This window comes from Anisomitus miae (SeqCode), assembly GCF_054906395.1.
In genome coordinates this window covers 25,064-46,594 of the sequence record NZ_JBRACL010000006.1, presented here as the reverse complement: position 1 = coordinate 46,594, position 21,531 = coordinate 25,064, and the positions used below count along the sequence as shown (strand labels likewise).

19 protein-coding genes are annotated in these 21,531 nt (G+C 29.4%); 8 read left to right on the top strand and 11 right to left on the bottom strand.

Features of this window, described 5'->3' with window-relative positions; genetic code table 11:
• Nucleotides 1-12: 12 nt before the first annotated feature.
• Nucleotides 13-1,779 (bottom strand): single-stranded-DNA-specific exonuclease RecJ, encoded by a 1,767-nt coding sequence (gene recJ, locus AALI31_RS02865; protein ID WP_489885021.1) that lies wholly within the window; start codon nt 1,777-1,779, stop codon nt 13-15.
• Nucleotides 1,780-2,020: 241 nt separating this feature from the next.
• Between recJ and AALI31_RS02860 the strand changes: the two genes are divergently transcribed.
• Together AALI31_RS02860 and AALI31_RS02855 are read left to right on the top strand one after the other, a co-directional pair.
• The gene (locus AALI31_RS02860; protein ID WP_489885020.1) at nt 2,021-4,183 is read left to right on the top strand and encodes a hypothetical protein; all 2,163 of its coding nucleotides are present in this window, start codon (nt 2,021-2,023) and stop codon (nt 4,181-4,183) included.
• Between the two features lie 184 nt (nt 4,184-4,367).
• A complete protein-coding gene (locus AALI31_RS02855) occupies nt 4,368-4,598 on the top strand; it encodes a hypothetical protein (protein WP_489885019.1) in 231 nt (76 codons plus the stop codon).
• A gap of 55 nt (nt 4,599-4,653) precedes the next feature.
• Here the strand turns inward: AALI31_RS02855 and AALI31_RS02850 are convergent, their stop codons facing one another.
• The 3 genes from AALI31_RS02850 to AALI31_RS02840 are packed head-to-tail and all read right to left on the bottom strand — an operon-like array spanning nt 4,654 to nt 7,649.
• Nucleotides 4,654-6,144 carry a sensor histidine kinase gene (locus tag AALI31_RS02850; protein WP_489885018.1) on the bottom strand — a complete coding sequence of 497 codons (1,491 nt, stop codon included), beginning with the start codon at nt 6,142-6,144 and terminating at the stop codon, nt 4,654-4,656.
• On the bottom strand, nt 6,122-6,808 hold the full coding sequence (locus AALI31_RS02845; protein WP_489885017.1) for a response regulator transcription factor: 687 nt from the start codon (nt 6,806-6,808) through the stop codon (nt 6,122-6,124). The genes AALI31_RS02850 and AALI31_RS02845 overlap by 23 nt, the downstream gene beginning before the upstream one ends.
• 19 nt (nt 6,809-6,827) lie before the next feature.
• Complete coding sequence (locus tag AALI31_RS02840; RefSeq protein WP_489885016.1) at nt 6,828-7,649, bottom strand: hypothetical protein; 822 nt, start codon at nt 7,647-7,649, stop codon at nt 6,828-6,830.
• 140 nt (nt 7,650-7,789) lie between these two features.
• On the opposite strand from AALI31_RS02840, the gene AALI31_RS02835 reads away from it, so the two are divergent.
• Nucleotides 7,790-8,248 carry a low molecular weight protein-tyrosine-phosphatase gene (locus AALI31_RS02835; protein ID WP_489885015.1) on the top strand — a complete coding sequence of 153 codons (459 nt, stop codon included), beginning with the start codon at nt 7,790-7,792 and terminating at the stop codon, nt 8,246-8,248.
• Between the two features lie 21 nt (nt 8,249-8,269).
• Here AALI31_RS02835 and AALI31_RS02830 read toward each other — a convergent pair whose 3' ends face one another.
• The 4 genes from AALI31_RS02830 to AALI31_RS02815 form a co-directional block, all read right to left on the bottom strand.
• Nucleotides 8,270-9,322, bottom strand: coding sequence for a hypothetical protein (locus tag AALI31_RS02830; protein ID WP_489885014.1), 1,053 nt, complete (start codon nt 9,320-9,322; stop codon nt 8,270-8,272).
• Nucleotides 9,303-10,031 (bottom strand): spore coat protein, encoded by a 729-nt coding sequence (locus AALI31_RS02825; RefSeq protein ID WP_489885013.1) that lies wholly within the window; start codon nt 10,029-10,031, stop codon nt 9,303-9,305. The genes AALI31_RS02830 and AALI31_RS02825 overlap by 20 nt, the downstream gene beginning before the upstream one ends.
• 14 nt (nt 10,032-10,045) lie before the next feature.
• Nucleotides 10,046-11,053 (bottom strand): CotS family spore coat protein, encoded by a 1,008-nt coding sequence (locus tag AALI31_RS02820; protein ID WP_489885012.1) that lies wholly within the window; start codon nt 11,051-11,053, stop codon nt 10,046-10,048.
• Nucleotides 11,054-11,166: 113 nt separating this feature from the next.
• Entirely contained in the window at nt 11,167-14,163 is a 2,997-nt protein-coding gene (locus AALI31_RS02815; protein ID WP_489885011.1) for an insulinase family protein, read from the bottom strand.
• Nucleotides 14,164-14,487: 324 nt separating this feature from the next.
• Here AALI31_RS02815 and dxs point away from each other — a divergent pair, with 324 nt between their 5' ends.
• On the top strand, nt 14,488-16,329 hold the full coding sequence (dxs, locus tag AALI31_RS02810; RefSeq protein WP_489885010.1) for a 1-deoxy-D-xylulose-5-phosphate synthase: 1,842 nt from the start codon (nt 14,488-14,490) through the stop codon (nt 16,327-16,329).
• A 15-nt stretch (nt 16,330-16,344) separates the two neighbouring features.
• Nucleotides 16,345-17,496: a 1-deoxy-D-xylulose-5-phosphate reductoisomerase gene (locus tag AALI31_RS02805; RefSeq protein ID WP_489885009.1), complete on the top strand. Its 1,152-nt coding sequence runs from the start codon at nt 16,345-16,347 to the stop codon at nt 17,494-17,496.
• Between the two features lie 95 nt (nt 17,497-17,591).
• Here AALI31_RS02805 and AALI31_RS02800 read toward each other — a convergent pair whose 3' ends face one another.
• On the bottom strand, nt 17,592-17,831 hold the full coding sequence (locus AALI31_RS02800; RefSeq protein WP_489885358.1) for an alpha/beta-type small acid-soluble spore protein: 240 nt from the start codon (nt 17,829-17,831) through the stop codon (nt 17,592-17,594).
• Between the two features lie 190 nt (nt 17,832-18,021).
• Between AALI31_RS02800 and AALI31_RS02795 the strand changes: the two genes are divergently transcribed.
• Genes AALI31_RS02795 through dapB form a run of 3 tightly spaced genes read left to right on the top strand, consistent with a single transcriptional unit; the run spans nt 18,022 to nt 20,686 of the window.
• Complete coding sequence (locus AALI31_RS02795; RefSeq protein ID WP_489885008.1) at nt 18,022-19,011, top strand: aspartate-semialdehyde dehydrogenase; 990 nt, start codon at nt 18,022-18,024, stop codon at nt 19,009-19,011.
• 6 nt (nt 19,012-19,017) lie between these two features.
• The gene (gene dapA, locus AALI31_RS02790) at nt 19,018-19,893 is read left to right on the top strand and encodes a 4-hydroxy-tetrahydrodipicolinate synthase (protein WP_489885007.1); all 876 of its coding nucleotides are present in this window, start codon (nt 19,018-19,020) and stop codon (nt 19,891-19,893) included.
• Nucleotides 19,894-19,921: 28 nt separating this feature from the next.
• Nucleotides 19,922-20,686 (top strand): 4-hydroxy-tetrahydrodipicolinate reductase, encoded by a 765-nt coding sequence (gene dapB, locus AALI31_RS02785; protein ID WP_489885006.1) that lies wholly within the window; start codon nt 19,922-19,924, stop codon nt 20,684-20,686.
• A 26-nt stretch (nt 20,687-20,712) separates the two neighbouring features.
• Here the strand turns inward: dapB and AALI31_RS02780 are convergent, their stop codons facing one another.
• Together AALI31_RS02780 and AALI31_RS02775 are read right to left on the bottom strand one after the other, a co-directional pair.
• Nucleotides 20,713-21,024, bottom strand: coding sequence for a hypothetical protein (locus AALI31_RS02780; protein WP_489885005.1), 312 nt, complete (start codon nt 21,022-21,024; stop codon nt 20,713-20,715).
• A gap of 199 nt (nt 21,025-21,223) precedes the next feature.
• On the bottom strand, nt 21,224-21,466 hold the full coding sequence (locus AALI31_RS02775; protein WP_489885004.1) for a phage holin: 243 nt from the start codon (nt 21,464-21,466) through the stop codon (nt 21,224-21,226).
• Nucleotides 21,467-21,531: the final 65 nt, after the last annotated feature.

Sequence of the window (21,531 nt, the reverse complement as noted above, 5' to 3'; positions counted from 1 at the left end):
TAATCTCACCTTTTAAAATCTATATTTTAATAAAAAATATCTAATATCTTCATTAAAATTATAACTATCTAGCTTAACTTCATAAATAATGTCCATGAATATATCTGAATTCATAAAACATTTGTTTGAATATAATTTATCAAGATACTTAGTACCATAAAAATTTTTCAGCTTATTATCAAATTCATCGGCATCACCAAAATAAACAAAATCAAAAACCTTATTATTTATTGAAATCAATTTTAAAGAAATATAATTTTGCTCCTTACCAATTCTCTTTAAAGAGCATAACCTAACCCTTTTATCACCAAGCAAAGGCTTTAAATTTGATTTTCCAAATGGCTCTAACAAAGAAAGATCTTTTACAAATTTATAGTCCACATTCTGTATGGGACAAAACAAATCGATATAAACATTATTCACAAAACTATCTTCGTTAATTTGAGCTTCATTTAAACTCTCTCTTAAAAGTTCTATATTTTCTCTTTCTATCGAAATTCCCGCTGCCATTGGATGACCTCCGAAAGATTTTAATAAACGCCTATTGTCAGACAGTAAATTAAAAATATTTATAGATTCTATCGAACGAGCAGATCCCTTACATATCTTATCACTATCAGTTATGACAATAGTTGGTCTATAATATCTTTCTTTTAAGCGACCAGCAACTATTCCTGCAATGCTTTCATGAATGTTCCCATTGTATACAACTATAATCTTAGATTCCTCATATGAACTCTCTGATATTATGTCAATGCACTCCATTAGTCCATCTCTTGTCATAGATTTACGTTTGTCATTTAACTGTTTCACTTCCACTGCGAGCTCATACGCCTTATTAACATCCTCCATCAACAATAAGTCCAATCCCTTTTTTGCACTTTCCAATCTCCCTAAAGCATTAAGGCATGGACCAACCAAGTAGCCAATCTCGTATGAAGAGATATTACCCTTTACTATGGAATTAGCATTTATTATAGCATTAATCCCAACATTATTTGATTTATTTATCAAATTAATTCCGTGTTTTACTATAAACCTATTTTCATCCTCCAAGTCTACAACGTCACAAATAGTTGCAATAGCAACAAATTCAAGAAGATCCATAACCATATCTTCCATCCCAAAGACTCTATACAACACAGAACATAATTTAAAACAAACACCCGCACCACACAATTTCTTAAAACCATACGTACAATCACTCTGTTTAGGATTTAATATAGCATCAGCATTTGGCAATAGCTCCTGAAAATTTCCATCATCTAAATGTTTTATTTGAACGTCATGGTGGTCAGTTACTATGACAGTAATTCCGATATCTTTTGCAAATTTTATAGGATCAAACGCAGCTATTCCATTATCACAAGTAACTATAACTTGTACATTATCATCTTTAGCTTCTTGGACTATCTTGGTATTAATTCCATATCCATCCTTAACCCTATCTGGTATGACAAAATCAACATCTAATCCTATATCTTTAAAAGTTTTATACAAAATGTAGACACTTATAACACCATCGACATCATAATCTCCAACAATTCTGACTTTGCCATTATTAATTTTTAAATTATTCAATATATCTACAGCCACATCAATGTCCTTCATGTCCATGGCATCTCTCAAAACATCATCACTTGGATTTATGTATTTATAAACTTCATCGAAACTTTTAAATCCCCTATTTACGAGAATTTTTAGAACCTTAGAGGAAATATCCAATTTATCAAAATCTTGTATTACCGTATTCCTATTTCTCAAAATCCATCTTTCCATAAATTTCTCCAAAATTTGATAAAATCTCAGATATATGTTAGCATAGTTCATGTTAATTTACCATCATAAACTCAATCTTTTTCCAATTATAATTAATAAGCATTTTCACATATCTAAATCAAATATAAACGAAAAGATAAAGTTCAAAAATATTAAATCGCAAAACATTTTAACTTATTTTAAGTTTCAATTCTTACAATAACAATGTTGTAATTAACGTCAATATCAAGGAGGTTTATATATGGGAAATTGTAAAAGGTTAATTGCCTTGATTCTTACTTCTGTAATGGTCACGGGCTTTTATTCATGCTCTAAAAATGGCAATGCAGTAGAAGTAAATTCCAATAAGTCATACATTGAGCAAACTCTAAATCTTGCTAATAATAAAAATCAAGAATGGAAATATGATTCGGATAGTGATGCTTGGATTCTCTCGTCTGTATCTGCAGTCGCCTACCTTGAACTTCCAGATCAACAAGGAGTTTCTGTTTGCGTTCCTGGTGCGTATGTAAAAGGCATAGACACAACTGGTGATGGAAAAGAAGATATAACATCGAGTGACATAAACGAGAGTGCAAAAGGTTCCCTCGTAATCGATTATGATACAAAGATAACAAATACGAATGGTCAAGTGTATACAGCATCAACCGCTCCTGTTATCATCAATACTGGTGCAGCTGGATACGGTTCCCAAAACAACTCAGATTCATCAACAAAATATGCTGCAGACGGTTACATAAATGTATCCTGTGGAAATAGAGGTAAGAAAGATACTGCCATAGACGCAGATGGCAATATGTATTACACAGGTGATGCACCTTCGTGTCTTGTCGACCAAAAATCAGCAGCTCGATACATTAAATATAATATCCTTCTTGGAAACTTGCCTGGTAATATAGATTATTTCATATCCACTGGCGGATCAGGTGGAGGAGCTCATGCTACTATGTTCGCTGTAACTGGAGATAGTTCAGACTTTTATGACTATCAAATTGAAGTAGGTGCAGTTGGAGTTTATAAAAATGATGACGGATCCTATTCCACAACTGTAACTATCAATGGTGAAGATTATGATATTTCTGATGGTGCTTGGGGATTCATTGCTTATTCTGCTATCACCCCTCTATACGAAGCAGATATGGCATTAGCATTTGAATATTATTTAAATAGTGATTATTCATTTAAGACTCCGTTTCAAAAACAACTTGCTGAGTATCTATCTGAGAATTATATGAAATATATAAATGATCAAAATATATCAGTGAAAGAATCCGACGTTGGTTTTGATCTTAACGGTGATGGAAAAATGGAATCAGAAATTAAGTTAACTATACAATACGATCCTGAGAATTATCCTGAAACTAATGGATATTATGGTACATATCTCGATTTATACCTCGCAGAATTTACACAAAACCTACAATGGTATTTAGATAATCTCAATTATGCAAATGATTGGACTTGGTTTGATTCTAGTGGAAATGCTCTTAGTGATGATGAAGTATCAAAGATGACTAATAATGATAAGGTTCAAGCATTTATCGAAGGTAGATATACTAGATCAAATAAAAAAGGAATTATGGGTAGACCTAATGGTGATCCAGCTGGTGGTATAGGAAATGGTCCTAGAGAAATGAACGAAGGTCCTGCTAACGGTCAACTTATACCTAATGAAAATATTGTGGGCACACCAGATGGTGGTACAACTCAATCTAACACAGGAAGTAGTGATGATTCTTTAAACTATGCAACCTATACAGAAATGATAAATGAATATGAATCAGACATTAAAGAGATCTACTCAGGAGATAAATATGGAAATAACATTGTTAATTTATACAACCCAATGATGTATATAGGCATAGAAGATGGCAAAGACCCAACCTGGACAAAAATAATTATGGGTGCCTCAGAAGGGGATATCTCCATGTTAAATTCCTTAAATCTCCAAATTGCTTTATTAAATGCTGGAGTTTATACAGAACTCGAATGGCAGTGGGATGGTGGACATGTTCCTTCCGAGACTCTCGGTAATTCTTTCTCACTATACGTTGATCAGATGTATGGTAAATATGTAAATGATGCTATTGAGATCACGAAAGCTGAGCCAGAAAAACAGATACAAAATGGAACATCTGAAAATCCAAGTGGAATCGATATAAGCAGTTGGGTGAGTTTATCAGATTCTGGAATCGTCTCCTTATCACTTAAGGATGTAACGAATTACAGAACTGAAGGAGCGAGTAAAGCAATTCCTGGATTTGATGTTATTGATTATGGTCAAGAAGATTATGTATTTGGTAGTTCTGAAAAAGATGCACGACATTGGAACAAATATTTACTTAATATTTTTAAAGAGCATGCCGATGTATTAGAGCCTTTATTCAATAGTGAATCAAAATGAAAATAATGAGCACAAATTTGTATTTAGAAAAACATATGATTTTACATTCCCACAAAGTTAATTTTTAAAAATCTAATGCAAAATACAAGTTATTGATATCTATTTTTGATAATCACAATAAATTGTTGTATAAATTTTAAGCTAGTTGAAATAATCATAATATTAACTTTAATGGAGGAACGATATGTTTGAATCATTTGATGATCTGATGGAGTACATAAAACATAATAATACCGATATATCGATAAACTACGAATCATCTTCAACAAATCTACTGGTATTTAACAACAAAACAGAACAATTATTATTCAATCAACCTATGAACTCTACAGAAACTGAATTCAGAAATAATATAGAACCTTTGTTCCAAAATTTGAATTGTGATGTAAATTATTTAGGAAGTTCATTTTCATAAGAAAAAGAGACACAGATTTAAAATCTGTGTCTCTTTTTAAACTACCACAAAATACTTAATATTTAAAAATAAACTCCGCATACTCCCCATACACACTTTCTATAGAAAGTTCTATATCATGTCTTATAGCTATATTCTTTGCTATAGACAACCCTAACCCAGTACCAACTTTATTTTTTTCAGAACGTTCCTTATAGAACCTTTCAAATATGTAGGGAAGATCTTCTTCTTTAATTCCACTCCCGTAATCTTTTATCCTTACCTCATCATCGAGCAATATTATATCCACTTGTGAATTTTCTTTAGAAAACTTAATAGCATTATCCAACACAATTATGAACATCTGCCTTAACCTTCCATAATCACCATATATCTCATTTTTAAAACTAAACTTCTGCAAATTTATGAATACATTTTTCTTAACTGCTATCTGCCTAAGACTTCTTACGACGTCATCCATAACATCAGCGACATTAAGTTTACTTTTCTCTATAACAAAATCTACATTTTGCAAACATGTTATTTCTAAAAAATCCTTTATTAATCGACTCAAGAACTTAGCTTCATTCAACATACTTTTGTAATACTCTTTCCTAGTTGAATCATCCCTAATTACATCATCTGCTAGTGCCTCAAGCGAACCTACCATTACAGTAACTGGTGTTCTAAGCTCATGTGATATATTAGATATAAAGTCACTCCTCATTTTCTCCAATTTCTTTGTTTGCTCATCAGCCTCTTTAAGTTTTTCCGACAAAAAATCCAATGTATTTGCGAGATAACCAATCTCATCATCTTGACAGATATTATTTCTTACATCATAATTTCCTCTTGATAATTCAATAGCATTATCTCTCATTTTATGAAGAGGTTTTGTAAACTTGTACGAAAAAACTATAGACAAAATGTATGAAAAAGCAAGTGCAATCAAAAAACTCAAAACAACTAAAAGTACCCCACTACTAAGCATCATATCACTAAACCTCGATATATACTGAACTAAAAGGACGCCATTTATTCTATTTTCTAAATTATAAACTGGTACACCAACAGTCGTCACTATCTGATTTGTAAAATGTGAAAAATCACTTGAAATAACCTCGTCCCCGTAGAAAACAGGGTCTAACACAGACTTTTCATATTGAGTTATACTATTCCTTTGATCCAACTTAATCTCAAAAACATCATCTAATATTAATACTTCTCTTTTATTATTTAAAATCCAAATATATATACCATCTAAACTTAAAAATCTAAATCCTGACATAGACGAAAACAAATTATCAATCTTCTCTATAGATAAAGCACGCCTATCTACAAGCACTTTGTTATCACCATCTATGTATATACTTTCTGCTATATTCTTAGAATTTCGCAAGACAAAATCCTTGTTACTATTAACAATATAATCACTGCCTATAACATAACCTTTAAATAACCCTGCAAATATACCTATCACTAGTACAGAAAATATTATTAATATAAACAAAATATATATTGTCAACCTCTTAGTAATTTTCTCCTTAAACACCTGCTTTAACTTCAAACTTATAGCCCACTCCCCAAATTGTCGAGATCGTCCAAGAATCATGTTCGAACTCATTAATTTTAGATCGTAATCTCTTTATATGGTTATCAACAGTTCTATTATCACCTATGTAGTCGTATCCCCAAAGAAGATTTAAGATATTATCCCTAGAAAATACCTTATTTTTGTTATTAGCCAACGTCCATAATATTTCAAACTCTTTCTTAGTAAGATTAACAACACTGCCACCTATACGAACTGTATAATCTCCTAAATTTATCGTAAGATTATCAAAACTAAAAACCTCTTTTTTTCTATCATCAGTTTTAATTCTTCTTAGAATCGCCTTAACTCTAGCCATAACTTCTGAGACAGAAAACGGCTTTACTATGTAATCATCTGCCCCTATCTCAAGACCCATTATTTTTTCAAAATCTTCTCCTCTCGCTGTTATCATTATAATCGGTACACTAGATACCTTTCTTATTTCTCGACATACTTGAAACCCATCTTTACCTGGCATCATAACATCCAATAATAATACATCCGGTGCACACGCATTAAATTTATTGATAGCATCATCACCATCGAACGCTACTACAGGTTCAAATCCCTCTTTAACACAATACTCTTTTAAAATAGATGTTATTTGTTTATTATCATCAACAATAAGTATTTTCATAAACTAATTTCTCCACGAATCATATAAAATTATACAAATAAGCTGCCTCGAGCCTACGCTTTATGTCTCTATAAAATACACTTGAAATTATGATGATAAAATCTTCCTTTATCTTTTTTACTCCTCTAACAGTATAAATCATTTTATTCATGAAAAATAATCCCTGTTTAAAAACGTTATCCTCCATAAAACATATTATGTTATGCTCATTTATAAATGGCTTCACACATAAATCAAAGTAATCATCTATACCGTATATAACAACTTTCTTATTGTGTATTCTCTTGATTGTATCACATTCTAGGAGAAATATTCCATATCTATTTCCATACCTATCACTTAAAATTATTTTGCTAACAATAGAATAATCTAAAAAATCATCTTCCTCCCAATAGCTTATATTATTGATATCTAATTCTGATTTGTTATGATCACCCAATCTAACATAAATTAAAATAAATCTCGATATATCCATTGCATCCCTAATCATATTAACTGCAACCTGCTTTTGTGTATTCTCTAATACATCTGAAAAAATAGTTATATCATATAAAGCTACGTGATTTTTTAAAAAATTCTGTACACTCTGTCTATAAATGTTATCATAAAAAATATCATGGTAAGTATGTAGATAATTAGTATCTATATTTTCTACTCCATCTATCTTCATATTCCACAAATCAGGTCGTTTAATCTTACCATTGTTATCTCTCTCAAGTAATTCTCTACAGAGTATTCCCCATCTTCCAAACCCGACATTTACATCGAGTATCTTCACAGGATCTACTTTCCTTATTATCTCCAACACGTCAGTTATATTTAAATGTGAATATGTGTCCATAGAATACCTCCTCTAAAATTTATTATTAAAATAGCTTATTGATTTTATGCAAACAAAATAAATCCAATATCCTAAATTCTCAAAACGATCTATTTATGTTACAATTGACACATCTAGATATACACGAGGTGAATGCATAATTGGTTAAAGTATTATTTATATGTTTGGGAAATATTTGCAGATCTCCTATGAGCGAAGCATATATGAGACACATCGTTAGGGAAAATAATCTTGAAGACAAGATCTCTATTGCATCAAAAGCCACTTCAAGTTACAATATCGGAAACCCTCCACATATAGGAACTCAGAATATTTTGAAAAAACATAAAATAGATTTTTCGAATATTTACTCCCAAGGATTATCAAAACGTGATCTAATTGACAGTGATTACATAGTTGTTATGGATGACTCAAATATGAAGGATGTTTTGAAAATTATATCTAACAAGAAGATTTATAAAATAACAGATTTCATAAATGATTCCGATTATGATCATGTTCCTGACCCTTATTATACAGGAAATTTTGATTTAACGTATGAACTTATTAAAAACGGTTGTGACTGTTTGTTAAAATATATAATTGAGAAACATTTTTAAATAAAAAATCCTCCACATTAATTATGTGAAGGATATGTTTTTTACAAAATCATTTAGCTTAGTATTGTAATTTTTAAATTCATCTAATTTCTCATTAGTCATTACCATATTTTGAGAACCAACATTACACAAATACTTCCCATTGATTAATTTGAAAGTACTATTGTATATGTTTAAATAACTCAATATAGCTCTCTTGTAAAACCTCATATTGATATCAAAATCTGGAATTAATAATCTCGTGAAATTAATCAGATCTACAATGTCAATATTATATTCCATATTAATCACCAGTATTGAAATATCTTTTATGATTAGACCCATTGAGGAATTCAGAAAATTTGACAATAGGCAATCGTTATTTTGGTATATGAATGATCTATTAGAGAGATTACCGTGTATGAATTTTAAATTTTTGGGATCTCCAAAAAAAGAAATATACTCCTCACTTGAAAAGAAATCCTTAGCAAAGTATAGCCTTTCAAATATAATCTCGCGGCTCACATCATAATTCAAATCAAAACAATCCTTGCTATACTTTAAGGAAATTATTTTATCAACCTTGTTTAAATTCTTTATGTGATTATTTATGATATCTATCTCATTCATATCATCTGAGAAATAATTTATATAATCATAATCAAGTGTACAGTTTCCCGATGCCTCATAAAAATTTTTAATACTGTTCGACACATCAAACAAATTAAATTCGTGGTGTTTTTTATAAACTCCACTTCCAAGTTCAAAAATTAAATATTGCTCTCCGTACTCATCACCAAAAATATATTCCCCGTCGTATCGTGAATAAATATCTAATATATCAACATTTTTGTTTTTGAGAGATTTTAAAATACTATGAATGTGCCTGTATCTTTTAAAATTTTCGTTGCTTACCTTGGTTAAAAAATAATTACATTTATGCTCGTCAATTATTTGAAACCCACCTCTAACTGGGTAACACTCCAATGCATGCAAACCAACTGTATCGTAAATAAAGTCATAAGACAAGTTATACTTGCATAAATCAAATCTTTCATCTTCAATAATTCCAAAATCACACAAGACTTTCACCATCTTTTTTTAACACCATATCAAAATCCACTTTTCCTGAATAATCAGATAAATTTTCACCTAAATCTCTGTATTTTGATATAACCCTAATAAATTCATAAGGAAAACTAACACAAGCCATGATAATATTGCAACTATTAATATCTAATTTTTCTAGTTCGCATATACGAGTACAGATTTTAATAAAATCAATGTCTATTCCTGTTCTTTTAATCTTAGTTAAAAATTTTATATAGTCATATTCAATAATGTTTTCACAAAATTCATCTATATTCTTCACATAAATTTTTGAATTTTGATCTGCATAAACTTGATGGGGAAAAACATTGTATACAGAAATTTCTTTGGATTTTATACTTCTTAAAATTACATTTTCATAATCATTATTTTCAATGACATCAAGTACAGTTTCAATTCTTCGAAGCATCTTGTCCCCAAATTTTCCAACGCTATATTCAAACTCATTGTGATAGTTATCTTTGTATCTCCTCAGGTCTCTCTCCAAAAATATTCTCGAAATTTTAAAATCATCAACCATTTTATTTATCATATTGTTAATCGGTATGGTACATCCTCTCAATCTTCCATGCAAATCACATAAAGTATAAATATGTTTGGTTAAAATTTCATCTGTAAAATTCTGTATTTTGGATTTAAAAATTTGTTTATCATCATATATGTTTCTAGACATTACATAACTTCTAAAACTCATAAAAACTCCCAAGGTTATTGCTTTGAAATTATATCTCTAATGAATTCGGCTCTATCATATTTATCATTTTCAAATCGTGTAAGCCTTCTTAAAAATTTTTCTTCATTCCATCTAATTTCTTCCACGTAATACTGAAATCCAAGCTGCCAAAAATCATTTGGAAATAATAAAAAAGACATGGCTAAAGATAGCTCTTGTTTCGACATGTATTTTACATCTCTATAAGAGTCGACTATAATTTTAAATTTATCTATATTCCATCTTCCAATTTTCATTGAACGCATAATAAAGCTTGCAAAATCATGCAGAAAGGTATCTAATATAACGTAATCAAAATCTATAAAATAAATTTTATCATCCCCATCAAGCAAAATATTGTGATTTGCCAAATCATGATGACATATATAATTTTCCCGTATGTGCTTTTTCATGATTTCTTTATAATCAAATTTATACAAATTTTCAATAGACTCATTAGCCATACCTATATTCTTTTCTACATTTTTCAAATATATCTTATCGAAAATTGATAAATATTCTTTTTTTAAAATTTCATCTCTAAATTTTAAAATATCGCTTATCTTCCTATTAAATATATCAATCCATCTAAACCATCTAACATCTCCCTTTGTATCATCCGAATTCTTAAAATTAGTGCTATAATTATGAAACTTTGCAATATGATTAGAAGCCTTGGCAATATCATAAATATTACTATAATTTAGTTCTCGGCTCTCCACCCAATGTGTCATATAGAAATATACACCATCTAGTTCTACGTATTTGTAATTTGTATTGGAAGAAATTACATTTAATATATTTTCAAAATTCTTTTCACGAAAATGTTCAAATACTTCAAGTACATGTTTAAGTCTGCAAAAACTGTATTTAAACTGTTTTAAACAAAGATTCCCCTCAACTGCAATAATCTTATATACATTTTTAAATTTAATAATATTGAGTACAGTTACATCATAATTTTCTTCCACCAATTTCTTCAATCTTTCTAAGTACTCAGACATTCATATCCTCTCTTTATTTAAATACATACTTAAATATATGAAATCATTAACTACTTGTTACTTTAACAAAATAAAAGGCAACTATACCTAAAAAGTATCCGTTGCCTTACAAATTAACTCTTTACTGGAATAGTAAAAACATTACTTAAATTTTTACTACTATCTTCTATCACAGTTGCATTTCCAAAAACACCAATTTTATTAAATCCAATATCCAAAATTGTCTTCCCTATACTTCTTATATCCTGAATTGTCGTAGTCTTTATTTGATCTACCATATTTTTAAAATCCTTTTTAGTCATTCCAGTCAAATAATTATGTATTTCAGTCCTTGCCCTATCTATTTCATCACAGGTATTTGCAAGAGATGATATCGTAATTATTTTATATTTTTCAAGAAGAGACTCCGAGATATCAATATCACTTAAATACTTTCCTATGTTATTTATGGACTTCAATTGCTCAGTTAAAACTGGAGAGAATCCTGCTACTACTGCTAATGTTCCTTGAGTCGTTGCCAAAGAATTGACTTGATAAGCTCCATTTCTCACTCTTAAATTTCTGTATAAGTACTCTCCAAGTATAGATTCCGCAACCAAAAATTTAGGAGTATAATTCCTACCACTAGCCCTAAAATTCAAGAGAGCATACAGAGTTACATTAGTGGAAGGAGCCTTAATAGATATCCTTTCTCTTACCGTATCAAATTTATATTTATATCTTCTATTGATTTCAGTATTTAGATTTGGAATAAGCTCAGCCTCAAGATATTTTTTAACGTTTTTATAATTTTCATTATTAGATATAATTCCTATCTTCAAATTATTTACGTTAAACACAATATCATTTACCAGCTTTATATCTTTAACAATATTGTTTATAAAATTTGGATCTTCATTTAATTTGTTGAATATATTTATCAAAAACTTTATGTACGGAAGTCCCTTTACATAATTTCTGTATTTTCCTCCATCATAATTTGAACCATCTATTTCATAATATACAATGTTTGGATTTATAAGATTTGACTCATAGTATGACTTCAATTTATTCAAATTTGATTTCACAAGCTCTACATTCTTAAAATTTATATTATTTATAAATTCATTCAATATTTCCGTAGACTCTTTCATCCTATCACTCGTAGTATCAAAAGACACTTTAAACATTGGATTATATACATTACCATCAAAACAGTTTAAATTTTCGTCCAAGGTAATATTTAAATTTGACAGAGTTTGTTTTAGTTCACTCATAAGCTCTATATTGGTTTTATTTGAAGTTCCAAATCCTTCTTTGAGCAAATCTGAAAATAGAGCTAAATAATGGATTTTACTTCTTGGAATAGTTCGAGAATCAAAATTCAACGACACGTTTATAAATTTATCATCACTAATCTTTCCCCAAACATATTCGTAAACACCACCTTTATTTTGAACTCGGGCATCACCTAATTTTTCATGTTCATTTTTAAATGGATTAGATAATTTTTCCAATATCTTAGGCGAATCATCTTTCTCGATCCATAAATTAAAATCCTTTGTTTGATTTACAAGATCTATTTTTTGATTTTCACTCATGGAATCCTTATAATTATCGAGACTCTCTCTTAAAGTCCTCTCCTTACTTTCTATAATTCCAAATTCTGGTTCAAGACAAATGAAAGAAGAGTGTTTGTTATTAATAAAATGCATATCTATAAGGTTAATAAAATCTTCTACCCCATAATTTTGTAAATAATCCAAATTTTCATAAAATTTTACACTTTCGATTATATCTCCACCAGAAGACCAAGTATTTATTATATTCCACATAATAAAGCTCTCAGGAGAGTCACTTACTTTTTTATCAATTACGTTATTGGTGATTTTATAATAATTTTTCAAATATTCTTCTGTAAGAATGCTATCTCTAAATCTTTCCAATTCCTCGTATACAAAATTTTCAAATTCCTGTTGCTTTTCATCTTCAGAATTTGCAGAAAACATCACATAGGATTGTTTGGATCCTATATTTCTAAAATCAATAGCAAAATCTGTTCCCAAGTTTCTCTCAATAAACCTTTTTTCAATACCAGAAAATTCGGTATCCATCATTGAAACTAGAAACTTGAGTGCAAAGTTTTCCTTAACGTTATTAACCTTCCCTGTAGCAAATGCATTTATGAAAATGTGTTTATTATTTTTCAAATCTTTCTCAGGAACAGGATACTTAAACCTCGTATAGACTTTCTCATCTAAGTTTTCCTTTATAGAATACTCTTCTATTTTTTCTCTCCTACCATGAAAGGATAAATGTTCTATATCCATAAATTTTAAAACTTCTTCAGTGTCCATGTCACCGTATAAAATTATCAAACAATTTGAAGGAGTATAATATTTTTGATGAGATTCTATGAGCTCATCGACTGTAAGTTCAGGAATAACATAAGGATCTCCACCGCCATTAAAAGCTCCTGGTGCTCCCTTATACAAACTATCCACGGAAGCAATGGATTTATAGAATTCATCGTTAAATACATATCCCTTCATCTCATTTAAGACAACTCCCGTTAATTTTATAGGGGAGTTTACTTCCTCTAACTCAATTCTCCATCCCTCTTGCTTAAAAACATTTTCATCTCTATATACAATTGGATGAAATAATGCACTCAAATAATAATCCATGATTGTCTTAAGTTGATTTTTATCTCTCGAAGAAACGTAATATGTAACATAATTTGTATCCGTTGCAGCATTTATATTTTCCAAATTATTTAAATAAAACAATGCAGGAAAAACATCTCGCACTGGGTATTTCTCTGACCCAGAAAAAAATATGTGCTCTAAAATATGATTAGTCCCCTTGTTATTAACTGTAGGAACTTTGAACGTTATATCAAAAAGCTTAACCTTAGAATCATTTTTTATGTGAATAACTTGTGCTCCACTCTTCTCATGCTCATACAATAAAACTTTTGATTTTATTGTATCAACATAATCTATTCTCAAGAGCTTATACCCCTTTACATTTTTTGAAAATGGGAGTGAAAATGAAATCACTACATTATTTAAACTAAAAAATATCACAATAGAAAAACCAACTATAATTCTAGCTAATTTATTTCCCAAATTAATTTCCTCCTTAATTTTACTATTAGTAAGTTTTCTCTATTTTTATATTTTTTATTATGGTTTCAATAAAAAACTAACTTGTTCAAATTATTAAAAATTTTATCTTTTTTTCTATATCAGTTAATCCATAGTTAATATTGTGAGTATTCATAAAAATACAAATGATATTTTAGTTTTACATATGTTCAGTATATTTCATATACTCAGATAATTTTTTGGTACTTTATAGTCAAATACTTCAGTTTAAAATTTTAATTATAATTTTATGTGTTATAATTAAACGTGTTTTAATCTTTAAAAACATTATTAGGATGGATAAAAATGAAAAATTTTAATTACTTGTATGATATAGTAAATCCCAATTTTATTAAAACTCTATCAATAGAAAACTTATATTCATTAGCGAAAAAAATACGAGAATTTTTAATATATTCTTTAAGTAAAACTGGTGGACATGTCTCCGCTAATCTTGGAGTAATTGAACTTACAATTGCACTACACTACGTTTTTGATTTTGATGAAGACAAATTGATATTCGATGTTGGTCATCAGTGTTACACACATAAGATACTGACCGGAAGAGCAAAATTTTTCAAAAATCTCCGCAAATTTGGAGGATTATCTGGATTCCCTAGAAGAGATGAAAGCATATACGATGTATGGGAAACTGGTCATAGTTCAACGTCCTTATCTGCATGTATGGGAATGGCAATAAATAGAGATTTAAAAAACAGAAATGAAAATATAGTGGCTGTAATCGGAGATGGTGCTCTTACAGGGGGAATGGCATTAGAAGCATTAAACAACATTGGATACGAACAGCGAAAATTAATCATAATTTTAAATGATAACCAAATGTCAATCTCTCCAAATATATCTGCAATGAATCCCAGTACTCAAAAACCATTTTTAAATTTACATAACTCTCTACACGAAATTTCAAATCTTAAAAATATGAATTTACCTTATCACAGAAACATAAAAACTTTATTCAAAAATATAAACATAGGGTATTCTGGACCAATTGACGGACATAACATGAAAGACTTAATAAACAGTCTCGAAAATTTAAAATCTATAAACAAACCTCATGTACTACATGTCATAACTAAAAAAGGTAATGGATTGAAAATTGCAGAAGACGATAACAGAGGATCATGGCATGGTATAGGACCATTTGACATCTCCACGGGGCTCAAAATCAAAAATAAAAAATCAAATCACAGATCTTGGTCATCTGTGATTTCAGAAACTGTGGAAAGACTTGCCAACAATGATGATAAAATAATCTGTATAACGCCTGCTATGATTAAAGGATCAAAATTAGAATTTTTTGCTAAGAAATTTCCTAATAGGATATTTGATGTTGGAATAGCCGAACAACATGGTACAACCTTTTCCGCATCACTAGCACTATCAAATTTAAAACCCATACTATTCATGTATTCTACATTTCTTCAAAGAGCATATGATCAAATAATTCATGACATAGCTCGGCAAAATATTAACATGATCTTAGCAGTGGATAAATGTGGTTTTGCGACTGGGGATGGTGACACTCACCATGGAATTTACGATATAAGTTTTTTAAGACCTATACCAAACGTGTCAATTATCATGCCAAAAAATCAGACCGAAGCACAAAACTTATTATACAATTGCTTGTACAAATACTCTGATAAAGGGCTTATAGCATTTAGATACCCAAGAGGGTACTCTAAACTAGCACACGTTGAAAATTTTGTGGACATAGAATTTGGAAGTTGGACTATAGAAAAGGAAGGAACTGATCTCATAATTCTAACTTTTGGTCCAATGGTAGATATTGCTTTTGAAATTTCAAAAGAATTATCCTACAAAAACATAGATATCAAAATTATTAATGCCAGATTTATAAAACCTATGGATGAAATTTTACTTCATGAAATTTTTAAATCTAATCTACCAATTGTAACAATTGAAGAAAGTTGCAAAATAGGTGGATTTGGCTCAGGTATATGTGAATTTGCCATAAAACACAAATATAAAAACGATATAGAGATTTTTGGAATTGAAGATTCGTTTTTTCAACATGGTGACTTAGAGAATTTAAGAAAGCTGAGTAACCTAGACTCTGAAAGTATAATCAACAAAATACAAAGCCTTATTAAAATAAAATCTTAGAAAGGTACTATAAAAATGAAACATATTTCAATCTTAGGAGCCACAGGTTCAATTGGACTTCAAGCAATTGATGTTATAAAAAATAATAAAAACCTCTTTAATCTTAATTCTATCTCTATTGGTAGAAATATACATGAGTTGAGAAAAATTTTAAAATGTTTTTCACCAGAATTAGTATGCGTAATGAATAAAGAAGACTGTGAAATGTTATCTTCTGAATATCAAAATATAAAATTTACATACGGTGAAAAAGGATTACTTGAGGTGGCTACCTTCCATAAATCTGACATTATAATAAACAGTTTAGTTGGAAACATTGGATTACTCCCTACAATACTAGCAATAGAAAATGGTAAAAATATTGCATTAGCCAATAAAGAAACTCTTGTTACAGCAGGACATATTATAAACGAAAAAATTCGAAAAAATAACGTTAACTTAATTCCTATTGATAGTGAACATTCTGCAATATTTCAATGTCTTAATGGCGAAAACAAGAAAGAAATTAAAAAAATAATATTAACTGCCTCTGGCGGGAGCTTTAGAGATAGAAATCGATTTGAATTAAGAAATGTAACTGTTAATGAAACCTTAAACCATCCTAATTGGAAAATGGGAGCAAAAATAACTGTTGATTCTGCTACCATGGTAAATAAAGGTCTTGAGGTTATTGAAGCTCACTTTTTATTCAATATAGATTATGAAAAAATAGATGTTATACTGCACAGAGAAAGCATAATTCATTCAATGGTTGAATTTAATGATACTACCATAATGGCACAACTTGGTACACCTGATATGCGAAACCCTATTCAATATGCCTTATCTTACCCCAAAAGAATTCATAGTAATGCTTTATCATCTCTGGACTTATCCAAAGTGAAAACTTTAAACTTTACAAAATTAGACTTTGAAAGATATCCTTGCATAAAGCTAGCTTTTGATTCTGGAAAATCTGGAGGGAGTATGACAACAGTATATAACTCTGCAAATGAGGAAGCCGTAAAATTATTCTTGAATGAAAAAATAAAATTTCTAGACATAGAAACCTTAATTTACGAATCTTTAAAATGTCATGATAAGATAGAAAATCCAGACTTAGATACTATTTTGATTATAGATAAACAAGTCAGAAATTTTGTAAATATGCATTATAAAAAAATTTAAGAGCAACGTATCGACCAATCGTTGCTCTTTTATTTTGTTAATTAAAGTGTGCTCTCAATCACTACTCTATATCCAATAAAGCACAATCTTATATATTATTTTGATTGATTTAAAATATCAACATTTTTAGGTACATTCAGCTCTTTTTTACGTTTTGTCATTATGCCACCAATTTTACCAGTTTCACTAGATGTTAATCCACTCCAACCATATCGATCAACTTTATCTTTAAGTCCTAACTCTTCCGCAATCTCATATTTTAAATTTTCTCTAAGTTGCTCAAGTTCTGTTAATTTTTTATTAGATTTTAATTTCTGCTTTATAATACGTTTCAGAGCATTACTGTTATTAATAAAAAATCACCTCTTAAGTGTAAAAGTATATATTTATATATTGATATTTTAACCATGACCTATGTAAATATACTGAATACTTAAATAAAATAATTTATTAAATTTGACTGTTCTTATTAATTTTATTTATATATAATAAATAATGTACTTTACACCTTGGAGGTTTATTTCAATGAAATATAATGTGGCTATTGTAGGAGCAACTGGAAAAGTCGGAAGAACATTCCTTGAGGTCCTAGAAAAAAGAGCTTTTCCTATAGATAACATTTACTTGTATGCTTCTAAGAAATCTGCTGGATCAAAATTAAAATTTAAGAATCAAGAATTTGAAGTTATGGAATTGACTGAAGATAATATTAAGGACAACTTAGATTTCGCATTTTTCTCTGCAGGCAAAGATACAAGTTTAAAATTTTCTTCCGTATTTGCAAATAAAAATTGTATTGTAATTGATAATTCAAGTGCTTTCAGAATGAATTCTGAAATTCCTCTTGTGGTTCCCGAAGTAAATGGTTGTGATGCATTAGATAGTATGATAATTGCAAATCCAAATTGTTCAACAATACAAGCTGTAGTATGTTTAAAACCTCTTCATGATAGATTTAAAATTAAAAGAATTATTTATTCCACTTACCAAGCAGTCTCAGGTGCTGGAAATTATGGAATTAAAGACTTAAACATTGACGACGAAGCCCAATTAAGCAAATTCCAGTATCTTATAAAGGAAAATTTAATTCCACAGATTGATGTTTTTTTGGAAAATGGATATACCAAAGAAGAAATGAAAATGATAAACGAAACAAAAAAGATACTAAATGATGATTCCTTGAAAATTACTGCGACATGCGTAAGGGTACCTGTTGAGAATTCGCACAGCGAAAGTATAAATATAGAATTTGAAAACGAGATAACCTTAGATAGAATTTTAAGCGAGCTCCGAAGTTTTAAAGGAATTGTTGTACTAGATGATATAAAAAACAACTCATATCCAATGCCTCGATATATTTCAGGTAAAGATGAAGTCTATGTTGGACGCATTAGAATAGATGAATCACAAAACAATACTATAAACATTTGGGTTGTTGCCGACAATATCTTGAAAGGTGCAGCACTGAATGCTGTTCAAATTGGTGAATTTATAATTAAGAATAAAAGGAGATAAATAATAATGAGTTTATTTGTTGGATCTGGTGTAGCTATCGTGACTCCATTTACAGAAAATGGCGTAGACTTTAATAAGTTAGAGGAACTTTTAAAATGGCATATTGAAAGTGGTACGGATGCAATAATTGTTTGTGGTACCACAGGAGAAGGTTCCACAATGTGCGACAGTGAAAAAAGAGAAACAATAAAAACAACTATAGAAGTCGTAAACAAAAGAATTCCTGTTATTGCTGGAGTTGGTACAAACAACACTATGAAAACACTTGAATTGTCTAGATTTTCAAAGGAAGCTGGAGCTGATGGACTTCTCATAATAACACCTTATTACAATAAGACGTCTTCAAGAGGATTGTATGAGCATTTTAAAATAGTGAATGATGAAGTTAACCTACCTATAATGGCATACAATGTCCCATCAAGAACTGGAATGAACATATCTCCACAAGAACTTCTAGATCTATCCAAATTAAAAAATGTAATTTCAGTAAAAGAAGCTTCAGGAAATATAAGCCAAGCAATTTTATACAGAAAACTATGTCCCCAAATAGATCTATACTCAGGAAATGACGATCAAGTTTTAGCGTTTATGAGTATTGGTGCTAAAGGAGTTATTTCTGTTGCTGCAAACATAATACCAAAAGTTATGCATGACATGACCCATAAATACATAGATGGGAAAACAGAAGAAGCTTTAGAATTACAATTAAAGTATTTAGATTTTATAAATGCTCTATTTATTGAAACAAATCCTATTCCTATTAAAACTGCATTAAATATCATTAATAAAAATGTTGGAAATTTAAGACTACCTCTTGTGGATATGAATGAAAAGAATTTTAATATTCTAAAAAATGAGATGAAAAAAATAAATTTAATATAAAAATATTCTTCAAACTATCGGAGGAAAAATGGTAAAAATACTTTTAAATGGTATAAATGGAAAAATGGGTACCGCAATTAAAAACTTAAGTTTTGACTATGACAACCTTGAAATATCATGTGGTGTCGATAATACTGTAAACAAAAATTGCTCAATACCAGTATATAAAGATATCGATGATGTTAAAGAAAAAATTGATGTTATAATAGATTTTTCTCATCCAAATTCTATAAATAAGCTTCTAAGTCATGCTATAAAAAATAAAATTGGAATTGTAATTTGTACAACAGGTCACACTCAAGAGCAAATTAAAAATATTAAAAATTCAAGTAAACAAATTCCTATATTTATGTCTTATAACATGAGTATTGGAATAAATGTTTTACAAATTCTTATACAAAAAGGTCTAAAATCTCTATATAAAGATTATGACATAGAAATTATAGAAAAACACCATAATCAAAAAATTGATTCTCCAAGTGGAACAGCCATTATATTGATGAATACAATTAAAGAATTTATAGAGCAAACTTTTGGTGAAGAAGTTAATTTCAAATATGGTCGTTTAGGTGAAGGTAAACGAAATTCAAATGAAATAGGTGTACATTCATTACGTGGTGGAAACATAATTGGAGAACATGAAATAATGTTTGCTGGAAACAATGAAATAATAGAGATAAAACATACTGCCTTGTCAAGAGATGTATTCGCACAGGGTGCATTAAAAGCAGCATTATTTTTGAAAGATAAGAAACCGAGTATGTACGATATGAACTCAATGTTGAACTTATAAAAAAGCTATGAATAAATTTCATAGCTTCATATACCAATTATTCTAAATACAATTCCATTACTAAAATCAATAATTACACCATTACCTCTATTTATCTTTGAAACGTAGGTTGATAAAAGCCAATAATACGATGATGATAACTCTAGAACACTACTAACAAATATTCCTGCAAAAGGATTTAAAAAACTTATAGGTATAGATATACCTCCAACAAACCCTAGCTCTGCAGCTAAAAAATCGAATTGGCTAGAAATTCTTGAAACTTGTTCATTAGTTACATATCTCCTATATCCCCACCAATGTTTTTCTACTCGATCAGCAGATTCACCTACGTACACATTTTTACAATGACACCGAATACCTTGAGTAAATATGACTAGATTAATGAAAATACATGTAAATATTAAGCATTTTATATATTTTAGCATATAGTCTCCGTTTATAAAATTATGTACTTGTTTTTTGCCAATTTAGAAATTATTATACAAAAAACTAAAAGCGACAGATAGAAATCTGTCACTTTATTGAATGAAATACTTATTCATGATCATCTTTTCCAATGATTTGCTCAGGATCATTTTTATCATCATTGAACCATTTATTTGTTGTTGTAGGATCATTAACTATTCCTAATCCTACTAAAACAGCCAACAATGAATTAATTAATTCTGTATATTTTTGATTATCTATAAACCTTACTCCAAAAGCTGACAATGCAAGTGGAACAAGTGCTGCTACTGACACCCATAATCCGTAATTTTTTAATCTATTTCTGAACACGAAGTCATTCTCCTTTAAAATTCATGTATTGTAGTATATATACATACATAAATATTTGTTACAAA

Excerpts from the sequence above, each read along its gene's own strand:
- AALI31_RS02845 (WP_489885017.1), bottom strand. The coding sequence starts at position 6,808 with ATGAAAATACTTATTGTTGATGATAATAAACAAATAACATCTATTTTA.
- AALI31_RS02860 (WP_489885020.1), top strand. The coding sequence starts at position 2,021 with ATGGGAAATTGTAAAAGGTTAATTGCCTTGATTCTTACTTCTGTAATG.
- AALI31_RS02825 (WP_489885013.1), bottom strand. The coding sequence starts at position 10,031 with ATGAGTTTTAGAAGTTATGTAATGTCTAGAAACATATATGATGATAAA.
- recJ (WP_489885021.1), bottom strand. The coding sequence starts at position 1,779 with ATGGAAAGATGGATTTTGAGAAATAGGAATACGGTAATACAAGATTTT.
- AALI31_RS02805 (WP_489885009.1), top strand. The coding sequence starts at position 16,345 with ATGAAACATATTTCAATCTTAGGAGCCACAGGTTCAATTGGACTTCAA.
- dapB (WP_489885006.1), top strand. The coding sequence starts at position 19,922 with ATGGTAAAAATACTTTTAAATGGTATAAATGGAAAAATGGGTACCGCA.
- dxs (WP_489885010.1), top strand. The coding sequence starts at position 14,488 with ATGAAAAATTTTAATTACTTGTATGATATAGTAAATCCCAATTTTATT.
- AALI31_RS02830 (WP_489885014.1), bottom strand. The coding sequence starts at position 9,322 with ATGGTGAAAGTCTTGTGTGATTTTGGAATTATTGAAGATGAAAGATTT.
- AALI31_RS02840 (WP_489885016.1), bottom strand. The coding sequence starts at position 7,649 with ATGGACACATATTCACATTTAAATATAACTGACGTGTTGGAGATAATA.
- dapA (WP_489885007.1), top strand. The coding sequence starts at position 19,018 with ATGAGTTTATTTGTTGGATCTGGTGTAGCTATCGTGACTCCATTTACA.
- AALI31_RS02795 (WP_489885008.1), top strand. The coding sequence starts at position 18,022 with ATGAAATATAATGTGGCTATTGTAGGAGCAACTGGAAAAGTCGGAAGA.
- AALI31_RS02820 (WP_489885012.1), bottom strand. The coding sequence starts at position 11,053 with ATGTCTGAGTACTTAGAAAGATTGAAGAAATTGGTGGAAGAAAATTAT.
- AALI31_RS02855 (WP_489885019.1), top strand. The coding sequence starts at position 4,368 with ATGTTTGAATCATTTGATGATCTGATGGAGTACATAAAACATAATAAT.